This is a genomic window from Streptomyces sp. NP-1717, assembly GCF_022695985.1.
Lineage (GTDB): Bacteria > Actinomycetota > Actinomycetes > Streptomycetales > Streptomycetaceae > Streptomyces.
On record NZ_JAAPBF010000263.1, the window covers coordinates 1 to 9,330 of the forward strand.

The 9,330-nt window shown below is 69.6% G+C and carries 8 protein-coding genes, 1 other RNA gene and 1 pseudogene; 1 reads left to right on the forward strand and 9 read right to left on the reverse strand.

The annotated features are described in order from the left end of the window. Window positions 1-294 precede the first annotated feature (294 nt). The 5 genes from ssrA to ftsE all read right to left on the reverse strand — a co-directional run bounded on the left by ssrA (window position 295) and on the right by ftsE (window position 4,187). Window positions 295-682: a transfer-messenger RNA gene (ssrA, locus tag GXP76_RS31370) on the reverse strand. A gap of 97 nt (window positions 683-779) precedes the next feature. Further along, a complete protein-coding gene (gene smpB / locus GXP76_RS31375; RefSeq protein ID WP_078077082.1) occupies window positions 780-1,265 on the reverse strand; it encodes an SsrA-binding protein SmpB in 486 nt (161 codons plus the stop codon). 18 nt (window positions 1,266-1,283) lie between these two features. Continuing rightward, window positions 1,284-2,477 (reverse strand): S41 family peptidase, encoded by a 1,194-nt coding sequence (locus GXP76_RS31380; protein ID WP_242575013.1) that lies wholly within the window; start codon window positions 2,475-2,477, stop codon window positions 1,284-1,286. A 67-nt stretch (window positions 2,478-2,544) separates the two neighbouring features. Continuing rightward, window positions 2,545-3,462, reverse strand: a complete 918-nt coding sequence (ftsX, locus tag GXP76_RS31385; RefSeq protein ID WP_242575014.1) for a permease-like cell division protein FtsX — start codon at window positions 3,460-3,462, stop codon at window positions 2,545-2,547. 35 nt (window positions 3,463-3,497) lie between these two features. Continuing rightward, window positions 3,498-4,187 (reverse strand): cell division ATP-binding protein FtsE, encoded by a 690-nt coding sequence (ftsE, locus tag GXP76_RS31390; RefSeq protein WP_078077079.1) that lies wholly within the window; start codon window positions 4,185-4,187, stop codon window positions 3,498-3,500. A 269-nt stretch (window positions 4,188-4,456) separates the two neighbouring features. Here ftsE and GXP76_RS31395 point away from each other — a divergent pair, with 269 nt between their 5' ends. Further along, the gene (locus GXP76_RS31395) at window positions 4,457-4,654 is read left to right on the forward strand and encodes a hypothetical protein (protein WP_078077078.1); all 198 of its coding nucleotides are present in this window, start codon (window positions 4,457-4,459) and stop codon (window positions 4,652-4,654) included. Between the two features lie 83 nt (window positions 4,655-4,737). Here the strand turns inward: GXP76_RS31395 and GXP76_RS31400 are convergent, their stop codons facing one another. From GXP76_RS31400 to GXP76_RS31415, 4 genes and pseudogenes are all read right to left on the reverse strand, one after another. Next, on the reverse strand, window positions 4,738-5,589 hold the full coding sequence (locus tag GXP76_RS31400) for a hypothetical protein (RefSeq protein WP_242575015.1): 852 nt from the start codon (window positions 5,587-5,589) through the stop codon (window positions 4,738-4,740). A gap of 326 nt (window positions 5,590-5,915) precedes the next feature. After that, window positions 5,916-7,022 (reverse strand): peptide chain release factor 2, encoded by a 1,107-nt coding sequence (gene prfB, locus GXP76_RS31405; protein WP_242575016.1) that lies wholly within the window; start codon window positions 7,020-7,022, stop codon window positions 5,916-5,918. Between the two features lie 350 nt (window positions 7,023-7,372). Then, on the reverse strand, window positions 7,373-8,623 hold the full coding sequence (locus GXP76_RS31410) for a serine/threonine-protein kinase (RefSeq protein WP_242575017.1): 1,251 nt from the start codon (window positions 8,621-8,623) through the stop codon (window positions 7,373-7,375). Between the two features lie 203 nt (window positions 8,624-8,826). Further along, window positions 8,827-9,330, reverse strand: a pseudogene (locus GXP76_RS31415) (serine/threonine protein kinase); the annotation flags it as partial.

Sequence of the window (9,330 nt, forward strand, 5' to 3'; positions counted from 1 at the left end):
CACACGTGCTCCACTCCAGCTTCACCAGTTGATAGGCATCTGCACGAGTTCGCTGCCGTACGGCCGATCCTGAGGTAAAGATTCCGGCCATGCGGTCCGTTCTCGCGGCACGGCCTCACGGCCCTGAACTGCCCTTGTTCCAGGGCGCCGCGATCCGGGGCGGCGGGGGTGGGCGAGTACGTAGCCGGCACGGCGCCGCACCTCGCCGGGACGCTGTGTCCGACATCACGGCGCCGGACGCACGACGAAGGCCCCGCTGCCGACAGGGCAGCGGGGCCTTCGCCTCACATGGGGTGGTGGAGATGGCGGGAATCGAACCCGCGTCCAACGGTGCGGAACCAGGGCTTCTCCGAGTGCAGTTCGCTACGTTTTTACTCGGCCCCGGAGGTCACGCGAACAAGCCTCCGACAGGCCCAGTCACTGTTTGATTTCCCACCGTGTCCCGTGACCGAACGCGGTGGTTTAGTTCCCTAGTTGATGCCAGGATCCGGGTCGGGAACACCCCCGGGCTGACACTCCACGGAGTCTTCGCTAGCTGCTAATTAAGCAGCGAGGGCGAAGGTGGAGGAATCGCGCTTGGAATTGGCGATTATTGTTTGCGACATATGGTTAACGAGATCATTGCCGCTTCCTCGACTCGCTTCCCCTGCCTCGACATCCGCTGTCGAAACCGATCATCCCCATGTTGATTTTTCAAACGCCGTCCCTGCGCAGCGGGACAACAACCATCGTACGTGACCAACGGGGGCCGCGGCCACCTTATTCCGCCCGTCGGGCGATCAGGCCCGCTGGCGCCGGCGTACGGCCGAGACCGCGCGCTCCGTCTCCCGCCGGTCCTGCTTCTCACGGAGCGTCTGGCGCTTGTCGTACTCCTTCTTGCCCTTCGCCAGCGCGATCTCGATCTTGGCCCGGCCGCCCTTGAAGTAGAGGGCCAGCGGCACGATCGTGTGACCGGACTCGTTCGACTTCTGCTCCAGCTTGTCGATCTCGATCCGGTGCATCAGCAGTTTCCGCTTGCGCCGCGCCGAGTGGTTGGTCCAGGTGCCCTGGGTGTACTCGGGCACGTGCACGTTGTGCAGCCACGCCTCGTGGTCGTCGATCTGTACGAAGCCGTCCGCCAGGGAGGCGCGTCCCTGGCGCAGCGACTTGACCTCGGTACCTGTCAGTACGAGACCGCACTCGTAGGTGTCGAGAATGAGGTAGTCGTGCCGCGCCTTCTTGTTCTGCGCGACCAGCTTGCGCCCTGTGTCCTTTTCCTTTGCCATAGTGCGTTCATTTTCGCACTACGCCCCGCCCCCGAGGCCACTCAATACCGTGCGGGCCCGCTCCTGGGCCCGTTCGGCCACGACCAGATCGGGCGTGATGCCCTTGTCGTCCACCTTGTGACCGGCCGGAGTGCGGTAGTGCCCGACCGTCAGCTCGGCCACGGAACCGTCCGGCAGCCGGCTCGGCATCTGTACGGAACCCTTGCCGAAGGTGGGCGAACCGACGGTGATCGCCCGGCCACGGTCCTGGAGGGCGCCGGTGACCAGCTCGGCGGCGCTCATCGTGCCGCCGTCGACGAGCGCGACCACCGGCCGCTCGGTGTCGCCGCCCGGGTCCGCGTACAGGGATCGCTGCTCGCCCCGTATGTCGTACGTGGCGACCAGGCCGCCGTCGAGAAACGCGGAGGCCGCCTGGACGGCTTCGGTGATCAGCCCGCCCGCGTTGCCCCGGAGGTCGAGCAGGACGCCGGTGCCCCTGGGCGCTTCCAGCACGGCGTCCCTGATCTGCTTACCGCTGCCCTTGGTGAAGGCGGCCACCTTGATCACGAGGGCGCCGTCGGCGCCGGTGTCGAGCGTGACCGCGTCCGTACTGAGGCTGGCCCGGCGCAGGGTCTCGCTCCACTCGCGCCCGTCGCGCGCCAGGCCGAGGACGACGGTGGTGCCCGCCGAGGCGTCCTCGGACCGGCCGGTGTCCCGGTCCCTGCCGTCACCGCGCAGCAGCGCGACGACCTCGGTCACGGGCCGCCGGCCCACCGGTTCGCCGTCGATCGTACGGAGGATGTCGCCGGCCTTGATCCCGGCCAGCGCGGCGGGGCCGCCGGGCTGGACCTTGCTCGCCGCGATCCGGCCGTCGGCCAGCCGCTTCGCGGAGAGGCCCACCCCGGTGTACTTGCCGTCGAGGGCCTGCTCGAACTCCTCGTACTCACCCTTGTCGTACACGGCGCCCCAGCGGTCACCGCTGCGGCTGACGACGTCCTCGGCGGCCTCGGTGGCGGACTTCCCGTCGGCCATGGCTTCGGCGGCGGCCCTCGCGACCTCGTCCCTGTCGGCCGTGGAGGCGACGGAGCGGGTGCTTATGCGGGCGGCTTCCTCGTCGGCGCGAGGCAGCGAGTCGGTGGCCGCCGCGGTGGCGAGCACGCTCGCGAAGAGCAATGTCAGGGCCGCCCCGCGGTAGAAACCGTGGGGCCTGAGGCGACTTTCGGGGCCCGGCATGGCGCCGAGTCTAGGACAACCCCCGGCGCCGCAGAGCGGCTTGGCGAGACGACGCCAGGGGCCATTGTCACACCTTGAGGTACTTGCGCAACGCGACGGAAGCGGCCACGGCCGGCATCAGCAGACCGATCACCAGCACCAGCGGGAGGACGGCCAGCACCGCGTCCCAGCCGATGAAGTTGACCAGTTGCATCTTGTCGGCGAGCGCGAGTCCGCCGTCGATCAGGAAGTAGCGCCCGGCGAGCAGCAGTACACAGGCGACGACGCCGCCGATGAGCCCGGCGAACGCGGCCTCCATGATGAACGGCATCTGGATGTAGAAGCTCGACGCTCCCACCAGCCGCATGATGCCGGTCTCCCGGCGTCTGCTGAACGCGGACACCCGGACGGTGTTCACGATCAGCATCAGGGCAATGACGAGCATCAGCGCCATCACTCCGAGCGCGGCGACGTTCATGCCCTGCATCAAGTTGAAGAGGTTCTCGAGGATGTTGCGCTGGTCCGCGACGGACTGCACACCGTCCCGGCCCTCGAAGGCGGTCGCCACCACCTTGTACTTCTCCGGGTCCTTGAGCTTGACCCGGAACGACTCCTGCATCTGGTCCGGGGTGATCATCCCGGCGATGGGCGTCTCGCCGTACTGCTCGCGGTAGTGCTTGTACGCCTCGTCGGCCGTCTCGTGGTAGACCTCGTCGACGATGTCCATCTTCTTGAGGTCGCCCTCGATGGTCTTCCGCTGATCCGCGGTGACCGGGCCCTTCTCGCACTTCTCGGTGGTCTCGGCGTCTCCCTTGTTGCACATGAAGATCGAGACGTTGACCTTGTCGTACCAGAAGTCCTTCATCACGCTGACCTGCTCGCGCATGAGCAGTGCGCCGCCGAACAGCGCGAGCGAGAGGGCTACGGAAATGATGACGGCGAACGTCATCGTCAGATTTCGGCGGAGACCGACGCCGATCTCCGACAGGACGAACTGGGCGCGCATGGCGTCCTTTCAGCTTTCGATGCTCTTCGCGTTGCTCAGTGCTGGTAGCCGTAGACGCCTCGCGCCTGGTCTCGCACGAGACGGCCCTTTTCGAGCTCGATGACACGCTTGCGCATCTGGTCGACGATGTTCTGGTCGTGCGTCGCCATCACGACAGTCGTGCCGGTGCGGTTGATGCGGTCCAGCAGCTTCATGATGCCGACGGAGGTCTGCGGGTCGAGGTTGCCCGTCGGCTCGTCCGCGATCAGCAGCATGGGCCGGTTGACGAAGGCCCGCGCGATCGCGACGCGCTGCTGCTCACCACCGGAGAGCTCACCGGGCATCCGGTCCTCCTTGCCGCCGAGTCCGACGAGATCGAGGACCTGGGGGACGGATTTACGGGTCTCGCCACGGGACTTGCCGATGACCTCCTGCGCGAAGGCGACGTTCTGCGCGACGGTCTTGTTCGGCAGGAGGCGGAAGTCCTGGAAGACCGTGCCGAGTTGACGGCGCATGCTCGGGACCTTCCAGTTCGACAGGCGCGCGAGGTCCTTGCCGAGGACGTGCACCATGCCGTGGCTGGCGCGCTCCTCACGGAGGACGAGCCGCAGGAAGGTCGACTTTCCGGAGCCCGAGGAGCCCACCAGGAAGACGAATTCCCCCTTCTCGATGTCGAGGGACACATCGCGCAGGGCGGGGCGGTTCTGCTTCGGATAGGTCTTGGAGACGTTGTCGAATCGGATCACGGGTGCACCACGGTCGGCCGGGAGTAGGTGAGCGAGACCTTACGCGAACCGGCGAGGGCCGCGCAGTCGGCCGCCGGGGTTGGTCCTGGCATGGGTGATTTATCACGGATGGCGGTCGGCCGCCATCGGGGACGGACCGGGTGCAATCCGACGGGGAGCGCCGAATCGAGCGGGAGCTGGCACAGTGGTAGGGGGAACGGTCGCGTTTCCCGGAACGTTGGGCGCAGAGACAGTGCCCGCGGCTCCGCGGCGCGGGAGGAGGAGAGCGCATGACCTTTGATCGGCTGGTGTGCGCCAACTGCGCGGGACCGGTCAGCGAGGGCCGGTGCCATGTCTGCCGTGCGAACAGGCAGCGGCTGGAGCAGGAGGGCCCTCTCGGCGGCCTGAGCCCGGTGGCGCTGCTGACCCTGCTGGTGGTGCTGATAGCGGCGGTGGCGCTGGTGGCTGTGGGGCATCAGACGGCCTGAGCCGTCCCTGAGCATGCGGAAGGGCCCGGACACTGGTTGGGTGTCCGGGCCCTTCTGTGCGTGCGGATGCCTGAAGCGGGTGCTCAGGCGGCCGTGGCGCGGTTGCCGACCAGACGCGGGAGCATCCGGAAGCCGATGCCACCGGCGATCATGGTCGCGGCACCGATGAGCAGGAACGTGGTCTCGGCGGCGCCGGTCTCAGCCAGCTCCTCCTTGGCCTCGCCCTGCTCGACCGGCTGCGAACCGGCGTTGTCCGTGTCGGTGCCGCCCGTGGTGCCCGCGCTGGCGCCGGCGTCGGCACCACCGGTCTGACCCTCGTCGGTGCCACCGCTCTGGCCCTCGGCGGCGCCACCATCGGCTCCACCGTCAGCGCCACCATCGGCGCCACCATCGGCGCCACCGTCAGCACCGCCGTCAGCGCCACCATCGGCTCCACCATCGGCTCCACCGTCAGCACCGCCGTCAGCGCCACCATCGGCACCGCCGTCAGCGCCACCATCGGCACCGCCGTCAGCGCCACCATCGGCACCGCCGTCAGCGCCACCGTCAGCACCGCCGTCAGCGCCACCATCGGCACCGCCGTCAGCGCCACCATCGGCACCGCCGTCAGCGCCACCATCGGCACCGCCATCGGCTCCACCGTCAGCACCGCCGTCAGCGCCACCATCGGCACCGCCATCGGCTCCACCATCGGCACCGCCGTCAGCACCCGAGGTCGTGCCGACGATCGTGTTGCCACCGTCGGAACCCGACGTGGCGCCGACGATGGTGTTGCCCTCGCCTTCGCCCTCGACGGCCACGGAGGCCTTCAGGCCACCGACGTTGACATCGATGCCGACGGCCGAAGCGGCGCCCGCGGCGGTCAGCGAAGCACCGGCTGCGATCACCGCGCCGGCGGCTATCCGCGCTACGCGGATCCGCGTCTTCTTGGTCATGTGCTTGCTACCCCCAGTAGCTAATCGTGAGTGGTGCAGCGGTCCGGGGCCGGCCGGTTGGGGGTCCGTGCGTGCGGGTCCCCCGAATCACACGCGCCCCGGAAATACGCATGCCGCGCGTCACGATTCCGAGTTTTCGCATGAGCGTCAAGGTCGTTGCGCGCACGTTGCCCGCTTATCGAGCCAGTTGTCCGCCGAGCGAGGGGTAACTGTGACATAAACGGGAACTGCCGCCTCCGGGGCGGCAGTTCCTTTGTCGACAAAGCGAGTCCGTTGCGAGGGTGCCCGGTTGGGCTCTGACCTCGGCCGGAACCGAAGGAAGCGCCCTAGCGCTCCTGCTGCTTGCGCCAGCGGATTCCGGCCTCCAGGAAGCCGTCGATCTCACCGTCGAGCACACCCTGCGGGTTGCCTACCTCGAACTCCGTACGGAGGTCCTTGACCATCTGGTACGGATGCAGGACGTACGAACGCATCTGGTTGCCCCACGAGTTGCCGCCGTCGCCCTTGAGGGCGTCCATCTTGGCCTGCTCCTCCTGGCGGCGGCGTTCGAGCAGCTTGGCCTGAAGGACGTTCATGGCGCTGGCCTTGTTCTGGATCTGCGAGCGCTCGTTCTGGCAGGAGACGACGATGCCGGTGGGGATGTGCGTGATGCGGACCGCGGAGTCGGTGGTGTTGACGCCCTGACCGCCGGGACCCGACGCGCGGTACACGTCCACGCGCAGCTCGGTCTCGTCGATCTCGACGTGGTCGCTGGACTCGACGACGGGCAGCACCTCGACACCCGCGAACGAGGTCTGGCGGCGTCCCTGGTTGTCGAACGGCGAGATACGGACCAGCCGGTGGGTGCCCTGCTCGACGGAGAGCGTGCCGTAGGCGTACGGCGCCTTGACGACGAAGGTGGTCGACTTGATGCCGGCCTCCTCCGCGTACGACGTCTCGTAGACCTCGGTCGGGTAGTCGTGCCGCTCGGCCCAGCGGATGTACATGCGCTGGAGCTGCTCGGCGAAGTCCGCCGCGTCGACGCCGCCGGCCTCGGCCCGGATGTTGACGAGCGCCTGCCGCTCGTCGTACTCACCGGACAGGAGGGTGCGGACCTCCATCTCGTCGAGCGCCTTCTTCACCGAGGCGAGCTCGGACTCGGCCTCGGTACGGGCGTCGGCGTCGGCCTCGCTCTCGGCCAGCTCGAAGAGCACCTCGACGTCGTCGATGCGGCTCCTGAGCGCCTCTGTCTTGCGCAGCTCCGCCTGGAGGTGCGAGAGCTTGCTCGTGATCTTCTGCGCCGCCTCCGGATCGTCCCAGAGGGACGGGGCGGCTGCCTGGTCCTCCAGGACAGCGATCTCGGCCCTCATCTTGTCGAGGTCAAGGACGGCCTCGATCGACCCCATGGTCGAGGAAAGGGACTTCAGCTCTTCGGATACATCGACGACTGCCACGCACCCAGCCTAACGGCTGACGGCCGGAACCCCGCCGCCGATCCCGGCGGGACTCCTCGTCCCCGAACACCGGACGGGCCCCACACCCTGTCGCCGGTCACCGGACGGGCCGCGTGCCGCATCCCCCACGGCCGGACGGGCCACGTTCCGGCCGGTCCGGGGAGCAGGTGCCAAGGGGGTGTCCGCGAAGTGGCGCCGTCCGCCCGCAGGGCGGAGCCCGCGGCGGCTGGTGCGGTGCATCGAAAGGCGGAGAACCGGCGTGGTGGATGGACCCGTACTCGGCCGGGTCCGACAACGCGGCGAGGTGCCTACCAGGCGTCGCGGGCCAGGCGGGACTTCGCGGACACCTCCTACGGAGCCGGGGACGCCGCCGGGGCCGGGCCCGTGGGGGTGAGCTCCGCGCCGTCGCTGCTCGACGCCAGCCAGCCCCCGACACCGAGGACGGCGACCAGCAGGACGGCCGTCACGCCCAGCGTGATCCGCCGCTTACGGACGGCCTCCGCCTTGTGCCGGGCCGATCCCGGCCTGCGCTGGCCCGCCGCGCGCGGCGCCCTGGCCGTGCCGCGCGCGCCGCCCGCCAGCTCGTCCGGGGCGGGAACGCGCATGCTCGTGTGGGTGTCGCGGTTGGAGTCCGGCGCCGCTCCCGGGACGAGCGGGACCGCGCCCCTGCGGCGCGGCTGCTCGTCCGCCGGGGCCCGCGCGGCCTCGGTGTCGCCGTACGACGGCTCCTCCTCGGCCGGCTCGGCGTCGGGCTCGTCCACCTCCAGGGAGGGGATGCCGGCGAGCTGCGGAAGCTGCTCGCGGAGCCGGTCGGCCAGCTCGGAGGCGCGCAGCCGGGAGGCCGGGGCCTTGGCCAGGCACTGGACCAGGAGCTGCCACAGCTCGTCGGGGATGCCGGGCAGCGGCACGACGGTCTCGGTGACATGGCGGCGCAGGACGGCTCCGGGGTGGCCGCCGCCGAAGGGCGTGAAGCCGGCGAGGAGCTCGTACAGGACCGTGGCGAGCGCGTAGATGTCGACGGCGGCCCGCGGCGGCAGGCCCTCGACGATCTCGGGCGCCAGGTAGTCGGGAGTGCCGATGATCCTGGTCGCCTTCGTACGGCGGGGTGTGTCGATCAGCTTGGCGACGCCGAAGTCGGTGAGCAGCGCCGGGTGCGCGCCGCCGGGGCCGATCGGGCCCTCCATGTCGAGCAGGATGTTCTCCGGCTTGACGTCGCGGTGGACGACACCGGCGGCGTGCGCGGCGGCGAGGCCCTCGGCGACATCGGCGACGACGGCGACCGCGGCCTCGGGTGCGAGCCGGCGCTCGCGGTCGAGGCGGGTGCGCAGGTCGGTGCCGCGCACCAGCTCCATCACGAGTGCCAGGTCGTTGCCGTCCACGACGAGGTCGCGGACGGCGACCACCCGCGGGTGGTCGAGTCCGAGCAGCGCGGTGCGCTCCTGGACGAAGCGCCCCACCAGTTCCTGGTCGGAGGCGAGGTCCTCGCGCAACAGCTTGATGGCGACGGGACCCTCGGGCCCCTCGCCGAGCCACACCGTGCCGGCGCTGCCCCGCCCCAGGATCTGATGGGCGGTGTACCGGCTGCCGATATTCCGTGCCAAGACTGCTCCCTCAGCGGCTGGCTTTGCCCATCAAAGTACGCGGGTATCGGGGTGTTGAGTGCCCGGTACCGCGTCAACGTTCACTTCTGCGGGGGAATTGATCCCGCGGGTATCGACAAAGCGACAGAAGCGCCGGAACCGCTCCGGAACCGGTGGGAGCCCCACCGGTTCCGGTCACCGGCGTCGGTGTCGCCGGCCGGATGTCAGTTGGATCCGGAGCCCGAGCCGCCGGATCCGGCGTCCGAACCGCCGAGGTCCTTGACCCAGCCCGACACCGTGTCGACGGTGTCGGTGATCGCGTTCCAGTAGCTCTTGCCCTCGCCGATCCAGTCCTGGAGCGGCGTCAGCTCCCAGACGAGCCAGCCGGCGACGAAGAGCAGGACCAGGGTGAACAGACACCCCTTGAGGCAGCCGAGGCCGGGGATCCGCATCGGGTTGGCGCTGCGCTGCCGGGGCTGGCGCGGCGCGGGCGGCTGGGGCTGCTGGGGCGCCGGCTGCTGAGGCGGGGAGTACCGCTGCTGCTGCTGCGGAGGGGGCGCGTAGCGCTGCCGCTGGCGCTGGGGCGGCTGGGGCTGCTGAGGCGGGTACGGCTGCGGTGCCCGCTGCCCCTGGTGCTGCTGGGGCGGCGGGCCCTGGCGCTGGCCGCTCTGGCCCTGGGGCCGCTGGGGCCTGCGCCTGAGCGGGTCCTGGCTCGGGTCCAGGTACTG

Excerpts from the sequence above, each read along its gene's own strand:
- smpB (WP_078077082.1), bottom strand. The coding sequence starts at position 1,265 with ATGGCAAAGGAAAAGGACACAGGGCGCAAGCTGGTCGCGCAGAACAAG.
- GXP76_RS31380 (WP_242575013.1), bottom strand. The coding sequence starts at position 2,477 with ATGCCGGGCCCCGAAAGTCGCCTCAGGCCCCACGGTTTCTACCGCGGG.
- ftsX (WP_242575014.1), bottom strand. The coding sequence starts at position 3,462 with ATGCGCGCCCAGTTCGTCCTGTCGGAGATCGGCGTCGGTCTCCGCCGA.
- GXP76_RS31395 (WP_078077078.1), top strand. The coding sequence starts at position 4,457 with ATGACCTTTGATCGGCTGGTGTGCGCCAACTGCGCGGGACCGGTCAGC.
- GXP76_RS31400 (WP_242575015.1), bottom strand. The coding sequence starts at position 5,589 with ATGACCAAGAAGACGCGGATCCGCGTAGCGCGGATAGCCGCCGGCGCG.